The 15,239-nt window shown below is 68.6% G+C and carries 12 protein-coding genes and 3 pseudogenes; 9 read left to right on the forward strand and 6 right to left on the reverse strand.

Going from position 1 to position 15,239, the window contains the following annotated elements; all coding sequences use genetic code 11:
- Nucleotides 1-130: 130 nt before the first annotated feature.
- Nucleotides 131-706, reverse strand: a pseudogene (locus tag TBIF_RS22555) (NUDIX hydrolase); the annotation flags it as partial.
- An 88-nt stretch (nt 707-794) separates the two neighbouring features.
- On the opposite strand from TBIF_RS22555, the gene TBIF_RS00900 reads away from it, so the two are divergent.
- The 3 genes from TBIF_RS00900 (at nt 795) to TBIF_RS24285 (ending at nt 4,079) form a co-directional block, all read left to right on the forward strand.
- Nucleotides 795-2,255 (forward strand): CCA tRNA nucleotidyltransferase, encoded by a 1,461-nt coding sequence (locus tag TBIF_RS00900; RefSeq protein WP_235174410.1) that lies wholly within the window; start codon nt 795-797, stop codon nt 2,253-2,255.
- 443 nt (nt 2,256-2,698) lie between these two features.
- On the forward strand, nt 2,699-3,547 hold the full coding sequence (locus TBIF_RS00905; RefSeq protein ID WP_024793003.1) for an NAD-dependent epimerase/dehydratase family protein: 849 nt from the start codon (nt 2,699-2,701) through the stop codon (nt 3,545-3,547).
- 46 nt (nt 3,548-3,593) lie between these two features.
- A complete protein-coding gene (locus TBIF_RS24285; protein WP_024793004.1) occupies nt 3,594-4,079 on the forward strand; it encodes a hypothetical protein in 486 nt (161 codons plus the stop codon).
- On the opposite strand, the gene TBIF_RS00915 is transcribed toward TBIF_RS24285, so the two are convergent.
- Nucleotides 4,015-5,376 (reverse strand): MFS transporter, encoded by a 1,362-nt coding sequence (locus TBIF_RS00915; RefSeq protein ID WP_372435160.1) that lies wholly within the window; start codon nt 5,374-5,376, stop codon nt 4,015-4,017. The two genes, TBIF_RS24285 and TBIF_RS00915, sit on opposite strands and share 65 nt — an antisense overlap.
- Nucleotides 5,377-5,430: 54 nt before the next feature.
- Here TBIF_RS00915 and TBIF_RS00920 point away from each other — a divergent pair, with 54 nt between their 5' ends.
- A complete protein-coding gene (locus tag TBIF_RS00920; RefSeq protein ID WP_372435161.1) occupies nt 5,431-6,036 on the forward strand; it encodes a YqgE/AlgH family protein in 606 nt (201 codons plus the stop codon).
- On the opposite strand, the gene TBIF_RS00925 is transcribed toward TBIF_RS00920, so the two are convergent.
- Genes TBIF_RS00925 through TBIF_RS00935 form a run of 3 tightly spaced genes read right to left on the reverse strand, consistent with a single transcriptional unit; the run spans nt 6,033 to nt 8,373 of the window.
- Nucleotides 6,033-6,995 (reverse strand): DUF1648 domain-containing protein, encoded by a 963-nt coding sequence (locus tag TBIF_RS00925; protein WP_024793007.1) that lies wholly within the window; start codon nt 6,993-6,995, stop codon nt 6,033-6,035. The two genes, TBIF_RS00920 and TBIF_RS00925, sit on opposite strands and share 4 nt — an antisense overlap.
- On the reverse strand, nt 6,992-7,984 hold the full coding sequence (locus TBIF_RS00930; protein WP_024793008.1) for a bile acid:sodium symporter family protein: 993 nt from the start codon (nt 7,982-7,984) through the stop codon (nt 6,992-6,994). The genes TBIF_RS00925 and TBIF_RS00930 overlap by 4 nt, the downstream gene beginning before the upstream one ends.
- Nucleotides 7,985-7,989: 5 nt before the next feature.
- On the reverse strand, nt 7,990-8,373 hold the full coding sequence (locus TBIF_RS00935) for an SdpI family protein (protein ID WP_235174412.1): 384 nt from the start codon (nt 8,371-8,373) through the stop codon (nt 7,990-7,992).
- Between the two features lie 167 nt (nt 8,374-8,540).
- Here TBIF_RS00935 and leuS point away from each other — a divergent pair, with 167 nt between their 5' ends.
- Both leuS and TBIF_RS00945 read left to right on the forward strand, forming a co-directional pair.
- Complete coding sequence (leuS, locus tag TBIF_RS00940; protein ID WP_024793010.1) at nt 8,541-11,411, forward strand: leucine--tRNA ligase; 2,871 nt, start codon at nt 8,541-8,543, stop codon at nt 11,409-11,411.
- A 230-nt stretch (nt 11,412-11,641) separates the two neighbouring features.
- Nucleotides 11,642-12,016, forward strand: a complete 375-nt coding sequence (locus TBIF_RS00945) for a nuclear transport factor 2 family protein (protein WP_024793011.1) — start codon at nt 11,642-11,644, stop codon at nt 12,014-12,016.
- A 169-nt stretch (nt 12,017-12,185) separates the two neighbouring features.
- On the opposite strand, the gene TBIF_RS00950 is transcribed toward TBIF_RS00945, so the two are convergent.
- Nucleotides 12,186-13,112: a 1-phosphofructokinase family hexose kinase gene (locus TBIF_RS00950; protein ID WP_024793012.1), complete on the reverse strand. Its 927-nt coding sequence runs from the start codon at nt 13,110-13,112 to the stop codon at nt 12,186-12,188.
- A gap of 221 nt (nt 13,113-13,333) precedes the next feature.
- On the opposite strand from TBIF_RS00950, the gene TBIF_RS00955 reads away from it, so the two are divergent.
- The 3 genes and pseudogenes from TBIF_RS00955 to TBIF_RS00965 form a co-directional block, all read left to right on the forward strand.
- Nucleotides 13,334-13,660 (forward strand): MurR/RpiR family transcriptional regulator, encoded by a 327-nt coding sequence (locus TBIF_RS00955; RefSeq protein WP_024793013.1) that lies wholly within the window; start codon nt 13,334-13,336, stop codon nt 13,658-13,660.
- Between the two features lie 81 nt (nt 13,661-13,741).
- Nucleotides 13,742-14,996: pseudogene (locus TBIF_RS22565) on the forward strand (ISL3 family transposase).
- Nucleotides 14,969-15,160: pseudogene (locus TBIF_RS00965) on the forward strand (transposase); the annotation flags it as partial. The pseudogenes TBIF_RS22565 and TBIF_RS00965, both read left to right, overlap by 28 nt.
- Nucleotides 15,161-15,239 lie beyond the last annotated feature (79 nt).

Genomic DNA, 15,239 nt, shown 5'->3' on the forward strand with positions numbered 1-15,239 from the left:
GCAGCCGGCTGGGCCGGGGCCGGGAGTCGGCGCTGAGGTTCGGCCCGGGTGCGGCTGTTACCGGGGTGGGTGCGGTGGCATCGCCCGGCGTGGGGCCCGGGGCGGGGCCGGGCTTCGCGCTGGCCTGGGTTCTGGCGTGGGGTCCGGCCTGGGGCCCGGACATCATCTCGGTGAGCATCTTCGAGGCCAGACGGGCCAGCTTCCGCTCGTCCGCGTAGGCCAGCCGATGGTCCAATTCGCTCAGCGGCACCCAGGCCACCTCGCTGACCTCATAGTCCTCGTCGGAGAGCTCGCCGCCCTGGTAGCGCAGGAGGTAGTGGTGCACTGTCTTGTGGATGCGCCGGCCCTCGGAGACGAACCAGTAGTCGATGCTGCCGAGGGAGGCCAGGATCTGGCCGCGGATGCCGGTCTCCTCGGCGACCTCGCGCATCGCCGTCTCCTCGACGGTCTCGCCGTGCTCCACATGGCCCTTGGGCATGGACCACAGCAAGCGGCCGCGGCGATCGATCCGGCCGATCAGCGCGGCGCGGAGCTGGCTGGTCTCGTCGTCGAGACCATTGATCACCAGGCCGCCCGCGGAAGTTTCCCGCACGGTGCGCATCCGGGGCGCTTCGGGCACCTGGCCCGAATCTCGCTTGCCGCCCGCGGAATCGGCGGAGCGCCGTCGTCGACGACGCCCGCTGCGCGAGTGCTCGGCCGGGGACACGGTCTTGATGGTACTTGGCAGGCCAGCGACCTGGGGATCCCGCGCCGGATGGCGGGGGCGCCGAACTGCCGCGATACAGTTTTTCACTGTGCAGACCTCTATTGATCCCGTTGACGGCCCCGAGTTGGAGCGGCGCGCCCGCTTACTGGCCGCCGCCGCAGTGACACTTGGCGCCTACTCCGAGGTGTTCGACGGTCTGGGCGCCATCTTCGCCGAGCACGGCCACCAGCTCTACCTCGTTGGCGGCAGCGTGCGCGACGCGGTACTGGGCCGCCTGGGCTCCGACCTCGACTTCACCACCGACGCGGCGCCTGACGACGTGCAAAAGCTACTCGCCGGTTGGGTCGACAACCAGTGGGACACCGGCATCGACTTCGGCACCGTCAGCGCCGTCCGCGGCGATTTCGAGATCGAAATCACCACTTTCCGGGCGGACCAGTACGACCGCGTCAGTAGAAACCCCCAGGTCACCTATGGGCAGACCCTGGCGGAGGACCTGGTGCGCCGCGACTTCACCGTCAACGCGATGGCCGTGCGGATCGCGTCGGACGGCTCGCAGGAGTTCGTCGACCCTATGAACGGCTTGGACGATCTGCTGGCGGGAATCCTCGACACCCCCGGCAAGCCCGAGGACTCCTTCAACGACGATCCGCTGCGGATGCTGCGCGCCGCGCGTTTCGTGGCGCAGCTCGGCTTCGACGTGCACCCCCGGGTGCGGGCCGCCATCGTGGAGATGGCGGACCAGCTCGGGCGCATCACCGCCGAGCGGATCCGCGCCGAACTCGACAAGTTGATCCTCGGCGAGCACGCGCTCGACGGCGTCAACGCGATGTGCGAGACCGGTCTGGCGCAGTACGTCCTGCCCGAGGTTCCGGAGATGAAGCTGGAGATCGACGAGCACCACCAGCACAAGGACGTCTACTGGCACTCGCTCACGGTGCTCAAGCAGGCGATCGACCTCGAGGACGGCGATCCGGACCTGGTCCTGCGCCTGGCGGCGCTGCTCCACGACATCGGCAAGCCCGACACCAAGCGCAACGAGCCGGGCGGCGCCGTCAGCTTCCACCACCACGAGGTGGTCGGCGCGAAGATGGTGCGCAAGCGGATGCGCGCCCTCAAGTACTCGAAGCAGATGGTCGAGGATGTCTCCAAGCTCGTCTTCCTGCACCTGCGTTTCCACGGCTATGGGAAGGGCGAGTGGACCGATTCCGCGGTGCGCCGCTACGCCCACGACGCCGGCGACCTGCTGCCCCGTCTGCACAAGCTGGTCCGGGCCGACTGCACGACGCGCAATAAGCGCCGTGCCGCCGCGCTGCAGGCCACCTATGACGACCTCGAGCGGCGCATCGCCAACATCCAGGCGGCCGAGGATCTCGCTCGCGTGCGCCCGGACCTCGACGGCAACGCGATCATGGAGCTGCTCGGCATCTCCCCCGGCCGCGAGGTCGGCCTGGCGTGGAGCTTCCTCAAGGAGCTGCGTCTGGACCGCGGCCCGCTCCCGCGCGAGGAGGCCGAGCGCGAGCTGCTGGCCTGGTGGCAGGCGCGCTAAAGCTCTCTCGCGGACGCACTGCCAATGCCCGTTTGGCCGGGAATCTAGGCGATGAGGACCGGGTTTCGCCCGGTCGTGCGGCCAGAGCCGGCCCTCGTTCGCTGCCACCTGGGCAAACGGCCCAATGGCGGGTCAAGATTTTCTTGAGCGGGCACCTGACCTGCGATTGTTGTGGAGAATCGCCTGAATCCCCCCGTTGGCGAAGGCTGGCCAGCCATCACCACCCGCGCCACCTGGGCTTTTCCGGCGACACCCGATTCGAGGCTCGCCCACCGGAGGATTTCGGGTGTCCGACGCTCCAGATTGAGGCGATACGGGCGTTGCCTGCCCGCGCAACGTAGGCCCGCGGCAGGACTACCAACTGTGAATCCACAATTCGTCCGCGATGATGTTCCACGTGAAACATCCGCCTTGGCTATTGACCCCGACGCTAGCCTGGAGACATGAGCGACTTCGAGGCTGCGTCCGGGGACAAGGTGGTGGTGCTCGGCGGGGCGGGGGTCACGGGGACCGCGACGCTGCCGCGCCTGGTCGAGGCTGGGTACGCAGTCACCGCGCACAGCCGCTCGCCGAGGGCCGGCGGCGGACCGGTCACGTGGGCCAGCGGGGACATCATCACCGACCGGGCGGCACTGCGAGACCTGCTCGACGGGGCGGCCGCGGTGTTCGACCTCCGCGTGGCGCTGCCCACCTCCCTCCGCACGGCCGGCGCGATCCGGCAGTACAAGGCGGTCCGGGACACGGCGGTCCGCGAGGTGGTCGACGCGTGCATGCATCTTGGGGTGCCGCGTCTGGTGCACGACACCGTCACGATGGTCTACCGCGACGGCGGCGACCGCTGGCTGGACGAGGACAGCCCCGTCAACGCCCCCGGGCCGATGAAGGCCAATCTGGCGGGCGAGGAGCACCTGCGCCGGTTCACCGAGGGCGGCGGCATTGGCGTCGACCTCCGCCTGGGCATGCTCCACGGCGACGACCCCATGACCGCGATGATCGAGAACACCGCCCGCAAGGGCTGGCTGGCGATCCCCGGCCGCCGTGACGGCTACCTCTCGATGCTGCCGATCGAGGACGCCGGCGCAGCCCTGGCCGCAGCCCTCGCGGTGCCGGCCGGAATCTACAACGTGGCAGCCGAGCCGATCACCAGGGCGAACTACGGGCGGGCGCTCGCGGAGAAGGTCGGCCGGGCGTCCCTGCGCGCGCTGCCGGGATTCCTTGGCGGTCCGCTCGGCCGATCCCAGCGGGTGTCCAGCGCCAAATTCCGCGCCGCCGCAGGCTGGGCCCCGGCTTAGGGAACTCCGGAGAGCTCCCCCGCGTCCAAGGTCGTGGGGGTGGGGCATGGACGGAATCGAGTACATCTTCGGGACGGGCGACGGCCACGTCGACACCTGGGCCACGCCGGCCGATATCGACGTCAACGGGGACGGACTCCTCGACGCGGTGGCATTGGACTTCGATGGGGACGGGCTGTTCGACGACGCGCTGTGGGACACCGACGGCGACGGCGTCGCGGACACCGTGGCGGTGGACTTCCGCGCGGGCGGCGGCGCAGGCTGGTATACGGACCCCGACGCCGATGGGACGTGGTCGGATTACCGGGCCGGGGGCGCCGAGCCGGTGGAGGCGGCGGCGCCGGAGTTGCCGACCGCCCCGGTGGTGGTCGCGGAGCCGGTGCCGACCTTGGTCGTGGACACCGACGGCGACGGCATCCTGGATACGGGGCTGACCGATCGGGACGGGGACGGCCGCCTGGACACCGCTAGCCCTGCGAGTATCCGGTTGCGCGCAGGCGATTGGTGGGAGTGGGACGTGACGCTGCGTTGACCAGGACACCGACGATCGCCAGCGCGTAGAAGCCGCCGACGGCGAGGATCAGGGCCCGCGACTGCCCGTCGGCCGGCACGATCGCGGCCGCTGCGGCGATCGCCAGCACGAAGGCCATGTTGAACATCGTGTCCTGCAACGCGAAGACTTGGCCGCGGCGCGCATCGCGGATATCGGTCTGCATGGCGGCATCGCCGGTGAGCTTGATGGTCTGGCCCGCCAGGCCCAGCAGGAATGCGGCCGCGAGCAACGGCGCCTCCGCGAGCGCGGCCACGAGCAGCAGTTGGACGGCCAGCGCGACGGCCAGCGCGAGCAGCACGGTCAGCGCGCGGCCGAGCCTCGGCAGGAGTACGGGTGTGGCGACGGCGGCCAGCAGCATGCCGGCGGCGGTGAGGCCGACCGCCACCCCGAATCCCGCGAGACCTCCCACGGCGCCGTCCTCCCCCGCGAGCGGGCCGCGCAGGATCAAGACCATCACGAGGGTGTCCACGCCGAACACGATCCGATGCGCGCCGATTGCGAGCAGGACCCCTGTCACACTTGGCGCCCGCCACACCGCGACCGCCCCGCGCCCCAGCCCGGACAGGACGGAGTGCAGGACGGTGTCTGCCATCGCGGGGGCCCCTGCCGAGGCGCGCTCGGGGCCGAGGGCGTGGCGGGCGAAGCTGGCGGCGACCGCGGCGCCGCCGAAGGACCCGATGACGGAGAATAGGACGACGACCGAGGCCACCCTGTCGCCGGCGCCGACGAGGCCGAGGATGAGCAGGCCGGTGCTGGCGCCGAGCGAGTTGACGACCGAGCCGATGGTGGCGAACACGGAATTGGCGGGCACCAGCAGCCGACGGGACACCACGTGCGGGAGGGCGGCGGAGATTCCGGCGGCGACGAATCGGCTCACCCCCACCGCGCACAGGGCGAGCAGCAGCACGGCGGCTGTCGGCGCCCCGATCGCGAGGGCCCCGGCGCACAGCACGATAAACACCGCGCGCAGGAGGTTGGCCCAGAGCAGCACGCTGCGCCGATCCCACCGGTCCAGGAGACCCCCGGCGAACGGGCCGATGATCGAGTACGGCAGCAGCAGCACCGCGAAGCCGGCGGCGATGGCCCGCGGGTCCGCGCCGCGCTCCGGGCTGAAGAGCACCACGCCGGCGAGGGCGGCCTGGAAGATGCCGTCGCCGAAAATGCTGATCAGCTTGACGGTCAGCAGCCGGCCGAGGCCGGGTGATTCCCCCAGCAGCCAGCGCAGCCGAGCCCATCTACCGGCGGCCGCATCGGGCATCTCTGGAGGATTGCGCATCCCCCGCAGACTACAAAGGGTTGCCGACCACAGGATCGGTGCCATCATTGGGGGGTGCATATGCCAGAGGACAGTGAGGGCTTTCGACCGTCATCTATCCAGTCTGTGCTGCCCGGCAGCCTGCTGCTCGCCGGGACGAGCATGCTGGAACCAATCTTTCGTCGCACCGTGATCTATGTGATCGAGAACAACGACGGCGGCACGTTGGGCGTGGTCATCAACCGCCCGACGGAGACCCCGATCGCAGTGGGCCTGCCGCAGTGGGCGGACCTGTGCAAGCCGTCGGACGTGTTCTACCTGGGCGGGCCCGTCAAGCTCGAGGGCGCGCTGTGCCTGGGGGTGCTCAAGCCGGGGGTGAGCATCGAGGGCGCCGACGGCGTCTCGCGGGTGAGCGGCCGGGTGGTGATGATCGACGTCGACGCGGACCCGGCGCCCTTTGCGGCCGCGCTGGAGTCGGCGCGGATCTTCGTCGGCTACGCGGGGTGGACCTTCGGGCAGCTCGACGGGGAGCTGGCGCGCGATGACTGGATGGTGTTCACCTCGCGTCCCGGGGACGTGTTGGCGGACCCGGGCACGGACCTGTGGGGGGCGGTGCTGCGGCGGCAGCCGATGCCGTGGGCGATGCTCGCCACGCACCCGATCGATGTAGACCGAAACTAGCGCTGGTCCGCGAGGGTGTTCAGCGCGCCGGCGAGCTCCTCGGCGCGGGCGGTGGTGATGGTCAGGACGTCGCCGCCGGCCATGGAGATCTGCGCGGCCGGGCCCTTCTCGGTGACGACGCCATAGCGGCCCTGGCCCTTGAACCGCATGCCCCAGCCGCCGAAGTCCCGGAACGGGTGCACGGCCACCACGCGGGCGCCCTCGATCTCGCTGAGCTCGTAGGAGAGCATCGCGGCGCCGAGGGAGCGCACGCGCACGCCATCCTTGTCGGCCTCGACGTGGTAGCGCGCGGTGGCGAACATGAGAAGCGGGACGGGCGCGAACAGCGGCAGCGGCCAAAGCGACCCCACCGCGATGCACGTGATCACGGTGCCGGCGGCCGAGAGCCCGCAGACGAGCCACAGCCACACCGGTCGCACGCCGAGGTTGAACTCGATCGGCAGCTGGGGGCTTGCGGCGCGGGGCAGGTTGGCGTCGGGCCTGGCGGTGGCCTGGACGCGGGGCCGCAGATCCAGCAGGGCCCGTGCCCCGAGGAGCCCGACGAACACGCCGATCAGGACTCCGAGCCCGATGGATCCGGTGTTCAGTCGGGCATCGGCCGAGTCCTGGAGATCGAGCTGGCTCGCCATCATCGCGGTGTTGACGGTGAACATGAGGCCGGTGACGGTCAGGCCCACAACGAGCATGATCCGGCGGAGCATCAGCTGGACCGAGGCAAATGCGGCGATGGTCGAGCAGCCGCCGCCGATCACGATGATCATCGCGACCATGAACCATGTGTTGGACCACACGCCGGAGAAGCCGTCGGGCTCGGGTCCAGAGCTCCAGTGCGTGCCGATCTGCGTGGGTAGCCGGTCCTGCCACATGGCCGTGAGCGCGATGGTCACGGCAGCGGCCACTAGCGGGATGCCGAAGGCGAAGACGGCGCCGACGGGGTCGATTCTCTTGACGGAACTCACTCCTTGGCCAACGCGTCGAGGCGGTCGGTCTTGTCGCCGTAGCGTCGGGCCAGGATGGCGCACACCACAAGCTGGATCTGGTGGAAGATCATCAGCGGCAGCACGATCAGGCCCACGGACTGGCCGGCGAACAGCACGCTCGCCATCGGCAATCCGCTCGCCAGGCTCTTTTTGGAGCCCGCGAAGATGACGACGATCTGGTCGGCCCACGGGAAGCCCAGCCAGCGGCTGACGTGGATTGTCGCAAACAACACCACGGCCAGGATCAGACAGGAGACGGCGATGACGACGAGGATCTGCGTGACCGAGGTCGTGGACCAGATGCCCTGGTTCATGCCCTCGCTGAACGCCGCGTAGACGACCAGGAGGATCGAGCCGCGGTCCACGATCTTCGTGGGCGCGGCGTGCCGGGTCAGCCAGCCCACCAGCCATGGGCGCAGCAGCTGGCCCACCATGAACGGCACCAGCAGCTGGACCACGATGTCGATGATCGCGCGGCCGTCGATGTGCACGTCCCCGGTGGTCTCCATCAGCAGGATGACCAGGACCGGGGTGAGGAACACGCCGATGAAGTTGGAGAAGGACGCGCTGACGATGGCGCCGGCGACGTTGCCCTTGGCGATCGAGGTGAACGCGATCGACGATTGGACCGTCGACGGGACCAGGCACATGAACAAGATGCCGGCGTAGAGCTCGTCGGAGATCACGTGCGGCGCGAGCACCCGCAGCGACAGGCCGATCAGGGGGAACAGCACGAACGTGAACGCCAGGACCGTCGTGTGCAGGCGCCAGTGCTTGAAACCCTCGAGCGCCTCCTGGGGGGACAGACGTGCGCCGTAGAGCAGGAACAGCAGGCCGATGGCGATCTTGACGGCCCAGCCGAGGATGTCTTCGCCGACGCCCTTCGCGGGCAGGATCGCGGCGAGCCCCGCCATGACGAAGATGCCGATGAGGAACGCGTCGATGTTGAACCGCGCCAGGAATTTCATCTAGTTCAGTGCGCGTGGGTGGAGCTGTCGCAGGATCCGCTCAGCGAGCAGGCGCCGCAGGAGTTGCCGCAGGCTCCGACGTCGTCCGGCATCGCCGCGGCGGTCCGGATGCCGATGCTCGCGCCCAGCCCGAGCAGCGCCAGCGCGGCCAGCAACGCCACGACGACGATAATGATCCCCGCCACCCCGTCGAGCTTGAACGACGCGATCCCGCCGAGCAGCAGAGCGATGGCCCCCCCGACCTGGGTGGGGGCGGCGACCAGGTTAGCGACGCGGAAGGTCTCGTCGTCGCGCATCGTGGCCTCGGTGCGGATGCCCAGCCAGCGGTTGCGCGGGAGCTTGCCGGCAAACCCCACGGCAGCCAGGGAGCCGAGAAGGACAGCGAGCACGATTAACACAATTGCGGCAGTCAACACGCCCCATATGGTACGAGATGGCGGCGCGTGGGGCGGCGCCGGAGCGACAGGCGGCCCCACCGGGCCTTACTCTGTGTGCAGGGCTGATGGCCAGCGGCCCCGCGCAGTGCGTGCAGTTTTCGAGGAGATAGCGACAACAAGTGACCCAGTCCAACACCCCCGCCACACCGGATAGCACCGAGGCTTTCGAGGGCATCCCCTCACACCGCTATACCGCGGACGTCGCCGGGGCGATCGAGTCCCGCTGGCAGGGCCGGTGGAGCGAGCAGGGCACCTTCGACGCGCCCAACCCGACCGGCCCCCTGGCCGGCCCGGTGCCCGAGGACAAGTTGTTCGTCCTCGACATGTTCCCGTACCCGTCCGGCGCCGGCCTGCACGTAGGCCACCCGCTGGGCTTCATCGCCACCGACGTCTACGCGCGCTATCACCGCATGACGGGCCACAACGTGTTGCACACGATGGGCTTCGACTCGTTCGGCCTGCCCGCCGAGCAGTACGCGGTGCAGACGGGCACGCACCCGCGCAGCACCACCGAGGCGAACATCAACCGCTACCTCGAGCAGATCCGCCGTTTGGGCTTGGGGCACGACGAGCGCCGCCGCGTCGCCACCACCGACGTCGACTTCTACCGCTGGACGCAGTGGATCTTCCTGCAGATCTACGGCGCCTTCTACGACGTCGAGCAGGACAAGGCCCGTCCCATCGCGGAGCTGGAGGCCGAGTTCTCTTCCGGCGCACGCACTTTGGATGATGGCCAGGTGTGGTCGGAGCTGACCCGCGCCGAGCAGAACGCGGTGCTGGACGGCTATCGCCTTGTCTACCAGTCGAACTCGACGGTGAACTGGTGCCCCGGACTGGGCACCGTCCTCGCCAATGAGGAGGTCACCGCCGACGGACGCAGCGATCGCGGCAACTTCCCCGTCTTCCGCAAGAACCTGCGCCAGTGGATGATGCGCATCACCGCGTACTCCGACCGGCTGATCGACGACCTCGAGCTGCTCGACTGGACCGACAAGGTCAAGGCCATGCAGCGCAACTGGATTGGCCGCTCGCACGGCGCCTCGGTCCGCTTCGCCGTGGCCGACAAGTCCATCGAGGTCTTCACCACCCGCCCCGACACGCTCTTCGGCGCCACCTATGTGGTCCTCGCGCCCGAGCACGAGCTGGTCGACGAGCTGGCCACCGCGTTCTGGCCGGCGGATGTCGACGCACGGTGGACCGGCGGCGCCTCCTCCCCCGCCGAGGCCGTGCAGGCCTACCGCGCGCAGATCGCCGCGAAGACCGACCTGGAGCGCCAGGAGAACAAGGAGAAGACGGGCGTCTTCACCGGCTCCTACGCCGTGAACCCCGTCAACGGGCAGCAGGTCCCCATCTTCATCGCCGACTACGTCCTCACGGGCTACGGCACCGGCGCCATCATGGCCGTCCCCGCGCACGATCACCGCGACTGGGAGTTCGCCACCGCCTTCGGCCTGCCGATTATCGAGGTTGTCGGCTCTGACCAGGATGTTGCCGAGGGCTCCTACTCGGGCGACGGCGTCGCCGTGAACTCCGCCAACGCCGAGGGCCTGGATATCAATGGCCTCGCGGTCGCCGAGGCCAAGGCCGCCACCACCGCGTGGCTCGAGGGCCGCGGCGCGGGCGCCGGCACCATCCAGTACAAGCTGCGGGACTGGCTCTTCGCCCGCCAGCGCTACTGGGGCGAACCGTTCCCCATCGTCTACGACGCCGACGGCGTCGCGGTCCCGCTGCCGGACTCCATGCTGGCCGTGGAGCTTCCGGAGGTCGCCGACTATCAGCCGGTGAGCTTCGACCCCGATGACGAGGACTCTCTGCCCTCTCCCCCGCTGGCGAAGGCCACCGACTGGGTGAACGTGGAGCTGGACCTGGGCGACGGCCTGCAGACCTACACGCGCGACACCAACGTGATGCCGCAGTGGGCCGGCAGCTCCTGGTACCAGCTGCGCTACGTGGACCCGACGAATAAGGACACGTTCTGCGCCAAGGAGAACGAGCAGTACTGGATGGGCCCGCGCCCCGCCCAGCACGGCCCCGAAGACCCGGGCGGCGTCGACCTGTACGTCGGCGGCGTCGAGCACGCGGTGCTGCACCTGCTGTACGCGCGCTTCTGGCACAAGGTGCTCTTCGACCTGGGCCACGTCTCCTCGAAGGAGCCGTACCGCCGGCTGTTCAACCAGGGCTACATCCAGGCGTACGCCTACACTGACTCGCGCGGCGTGTACGTCGAGGCGGAGCAGGTCGTGGAGTCCGGTGGCAAGTTCTACTTCGAGGGCGCCGAGGTCAACCGCGAGTACGGCAAGATGGGCAAGTCCCTGAAGAACTCCGTCGCCCCCGACGAGATCTGCGAGCAGTACGGCGCGGACACCCTGCGTGTGTACGAGATGTCGATGGGCCCCCTCGACACCTCGCGGGCCTGGGCGACGAAGGACGTCGTCGGCGCGCAGCGGTTCCTGCAGCGCATGTGGCGCGTGGTGGTCGACGAGGACACCGGCATCGTCCGTGCGACGGACGCCGAGCCCACAGAGGACTCGCTTCGCCTGCTGCACAAGACGATCGAGGGCGTGCACGAGGACTACGCGGCGCTGCGCGATAACACCGCGATCGCCAAGCTCATCGAGCTGACGAATCACCTGACGAAGGCCTACCCCGCCGGCGCGCCGCGTGCCATCGTCGAGCCCCTCGTGCTGATGCTGGGCCCCGTCGCCCCGCACCTCGCGGAGGAGCTGTGGTCGCTGCTGGGCCACGCGGAGTCCCTGGCGCACGGGCCGTTCCCCGTGGCCGAGGAGAAGTACCTCGTGGAGGACACCGTCGAGTACCCGATCCAGGTCAACGGCAAGGTCCGCAGCCACATCACCGTGCCCGCGGACATGTCCAAGGCGGACATCGAGGCGACGGCGATGGCGGACGCGAAGATTGTCGCCCTGCTCGACGGCGCGCACCCGAAGAAGATCATCGTGGTGCCCGGCCGAATGGTGAACGTCGTCAAATAGGCCGCGGCGTTAGCGTTTCCGCGGCTTCGGGCGCCTCGCCCCCGTAACTTGACCTGGCCCCCGTTGCAACAGGGGCCAGGTCAAGATGCGGGGGCGAGCTGCGCTGATCCCTGAGGAGGACGGGCCTCTGTCTGGCCGAATGGGTGTCCGCGGGAGTCCGTCTGCGCGCATTCTGGAGTTGGTCGATGACGTACTGTTCCTAGAACGCGTTCTACTTCTAAGGAGCCACCATGTCGCCGTCCCCCGAGGCCATCCGCACCACCGTCGAGAGTTACATCAAGTTCGTCGGCAGCGGCACAGTCGATGAGATCCTCAGCCTGTTCGCCGAGGGCGCGACGGTCGAGGACCCGGTGGGCACCGACGTGCGCTCCACGGAGGCCGCGCTGCGCGAGTTCTACGGCATCATCGAGCCGCTCAAGCAGGAGACCGAGCTGCTCACGCTGCGCATCGCGGGAGACACCGCGGCGTTCCACTTCCGTGTGCTCACCGACTTCGGCGACAACCAGTTCGAGCTCAGCCCCATCGACGTCATGACCTTCGACGAGGACGCCAAGATCACCTCGATGCGCGCCGTCTGGAGCGGCGAGGACATGACGACCCTGTAGGCCCAACGCTTGAGGTTGTGGAATCTTGCGCTTCTGAAATAGCGCCGAACGTGGTGAAGATTGACGGATTCTTCGAGATTCAGTGCATCTTCCGCACGTTCGGCGAGGCCTTCGCCCGGAGACCCAGCTCAAGATCCCAGCTCAGAGCCCCCAGCTCAGGGCCCCTGGCTCAGACCGCGAGCTCCTTGTAGAACCGGTCGATGTCCTCCCGCTTGCACACCTCGCTGCCGGGCGTGAGCAGCGCAGCGGTCGCGCACGCGATGCCCAGCGCGAGGGTGTCGGAGAGGGTGCGCTCCTGGAGGAAGCCGGTGATCAGACCCGCCACCATCGAGTCGCCGGCGCCGACGGTGGAGCGCACCGGCGCGTTGATCGCAGGCACGCGCACCGTCTCGTCGGCGGAGACCAGCATGGCGCCGCCGGGCCCGAGCGAGACGACGGCGACCTCCACGGTCCCGTCGGCGATGATGGTGCGGGCGGCGTCGGCGATCTCGTCGTCCCCGGACAGCTCGCGGCCCACCCAGTCGCGCAGCTCCCCCACGCTCGGCTTGACGAGGAAGATCCCGCCGCCGGCCTCGCGCAGGGCGTCGCCGGAGGAGTCGAGCACCAGTCGGGCGCCCGCGTCGCGCGCGATGGCCGCCACGTCGGCGACGATGGAGGTCGGCACACCCGGCGGCAGGCTCCCGCTGAGCGCGACGTAGCGGGCGCCGACGACGGCTGCGGCGAGGGTGTCGAGGCATTGGCCGAGCTCGGCGGCGGTGAGTGTGGGCCCGGGCAGGACGAAGCGGAACTCGTTGTCGCCGCCGGTCTCGAGCGCGGTGAACGACTCGCGGGTGGTGCCCGCGATGCGGATCGGGTGCTCGACCACGGGGTGCTCCGCGAGCAGGGCGCTCATCTGCGCGCCGGAGTCCCCGCCGTACGGGTAGACCGCGGCCGCCTCCACGCCGAGGACGTGGGCGACCTTCGCGATGTTGATGCCGCCGCCGCCCGCCTCGAACATCGGCTGGCCGCAGCGCAGCTTGCGGGAGGGGACGACCGTCGGGGAGGCGACGGTGACGTCGAGGGCGGGGTTCAGGGTCAAGGTCACGAGATCGGCCATGGCGGCAGCCTAGCGAAGGCTCGCCGGGCGCGGACGGAGTCGTGGGGCCGTGGCGCCGAAGCCGAACGCGGTCGATTTCACGTGGCCGCGGGATCGGATCGAGCGAATTTCAGCCGATGAACGCTGGAGGGAAGCTCCATTCATCGACTCTCATTGGAGTGTTGTTCCATAGTTCACCCCAGCGGCATGGGCTATTTGCAAGTGGCCCTTAGTGTTTGGGCATGCGAGAAACCACACTGCCGATCGAGGCCGAGACCGTCATCGCCTCTCCTCTCTTGGAGGAGAAGCGGATGCGTTCGGCTGATCGCTCGGCGGCCGAACAGCGGGTCGCGCGGTTCGTTCTCGCCAGTCCCGATCGGGTCATGGAGATCTCGGTGAGCGATTTGGCGGTGGCCTCCGAGACGTCCGTAGGCACCGTTGTGCGGTTCTGCCAGCGGCTCGGCCTGCGTGGCTACCAGGACCTGAAGTTGAAGTTGGCGAGGGAGGTCTCGGCGGCGTCCACCCTCCTGCCAAAAGAGGCTCTACTGACCGATCCGTGGGTCGTGTGACCGGCATATAGACGCGCACGCCGTTGTCCCAGTAGCGTTTTGGCTTGTCTAAGGTCAACTCGCTGCAGAGCGGAAAACGGCGTGCGCGACAACAGGATATGGGCTGAGATTCTCGGTGTCGAAAACACGGTCGTAGAGACCGTCAATGTCGACGAGGATTCGGGGTGTGTGGTGGTCGCGGTGCGACCGAAATCCGGGTCGCGGTCCCGGTGTGGAGTGTGCCGGCGCCGGTCCCCACGCTATGACAGCGGAGACGGGCGACGACGGTGGCGGGCCCTCGACGCCGGGCTGAAAACTGTGCTCGTGGAGGCCGCCGCGCCGCGCGTGTCCTGCCGCGCGCACGGGGTCGTGGCCACGCACTGCGCGAAGTCCGCGGTCTGCGAGTTGATGACCGTCGCGTGGCGCACTGTCGGATCAATCATCGACCGGGTCTGGACGGACACAGAGAAACGGTTCGACCGGTTCGCGGGGCTGCGCCGGATCGGGATCGACGAGATCTCCTATAAGAAGGGCCACAAGTACCTGACGGTGGTCGTCGACCATGATTCTGGCCGACTGGTGTGGGCTGCGGAGGGACGCAACGCCGAAACGCCGCGAGCCTTTTTCGACCTGCTCGGGCCCGAACGCAGCGCCGAGATCACCCATGTCACCGCCGACGCGGCGGCCTGGATCGCGAAGGTCGTCGTAGAGCGTTGTCCAGCGGCGATCCGTTGTGCTGATCCGTTTCATGTGGTCGCCTGGGCTACTGACGCGGTCGACAAGGTGCGGCGCGGGGCGTGGAACCGTGCCCGAGACAAAGCTGCTCCGAAGAAGTCGTATGCCGGTCCCGGCCGGCCGGCCGCGGGAACCGGCACTGCTCCGGATCCGCATCGCGAGCACGCCGCCAAGGTGAAGAAGTCGCGGTGGTCGCTGCTGAAGAACCCGGAGAACCTGACGGCCAAGCAGAAGCTGACGCTGCGCCAGGCCCAGTTGCACGATCGCCGTCTCTATCGCGCCTACCTTCTCAAGGAGGAGTTGCGGCTGGTCTTCCAGCTGCCGCACGAGGAGGCGAGGGATGCGCTGGGACGGTGGGTGAGCTGGGCGCGGCGGTGTCGGATCCCGCGAGTTCGTGAAGCTGCAGCGCTCCATCGTCAAGCACGAGGCGTCGATCCTCGCGGCGATCGAGCACGGTCTCTCGAACGGCCGGATCGAGTCGGTGAACACGAAGATCCGGTTGATCACCCGGGTGGGTTTCGGGTTCCGAACGCCGGAGGCTCTGATCGCGTTGGCGATGCTCGGGCTTGGTGGTCATCCGCCGCAACTTCCAGGAAGAAACGACCCACGGATCGGTCAGTAGAGCCCCATTTCGACACCGGAGCCTCGAACGGGCCGGTGGAGGCGATCAACGGTCGGCTCGAGCACCTGCGCGGCATCGCCCTGGGGTTCAGGAACCTCACGCACTACATCTTGCGGTCATTGATCCACTCCGGTCAGCTCCAGGAACGAATCAAGGCACTCTGATTACGGAAGAGATTCCCTAACGTTTGTCAACACCCATTGTGAACTGCGGTTTTAAGGCAGGGCTGGATACCGTAGGAGC

The sequence above is a fragment of the Tomitella biformata AHU 1821 genome, from assembly GCF_000524475.1.
Lineage (GTDB): Bacteria > Actinomycetota > Actinomycetes > Mycobacteriales > Mycobacteriaceae > Tomitella > Tomitella biformata.